This window comes from Pseudomonas peli, assembly GCF_050563605.1.
Lineage (GTDB): Bacteria > Pseudomonadota > Gammaproteobacteria > Pseudomonadales > Pseudomonadaceae > Aquipseudomonas > Aquipseudomonas peli_A.
Window position 1 is genome coordinate 1 of record NZ_JBNXUH010000515.1, and the last position, 224, is coordinate 224.

A 224-nucleotide genomic window follows, 5' to 3' on the forward strand; every position below is an offset into this window, starting at 1 on the left:
CGGAGATGTGTATAAGAGACAGCCAGCAGGGTCTTGCGCTGAGTAATCGCGCGGGCCCAGCGCAGCACGTAGCGGTTCGAATCCGTGGCTGTGGCGGTGACCTGCCAGAACGGCAGGCCAAAGCGCGCGGCCAGCAGCTCGCCGCAGATCACCCCSSCCTCCCCCCGSMACMTGGKGGGCTGTGCGGTGGTTGCCTGCCCGGCGATGGGCCTCTCTCTTATACA

Annotated in this window: 1 pseudogene; it reads right to left on the minus strand. The window is 66.5% G+C overall.

What is annotated here, in order from left to right:
* A pseudogene (locus ACQ4LH_RS22335) lies at nucleotides 1-224 on the minus strand (hypothetical protein); the annotation flags it as partial.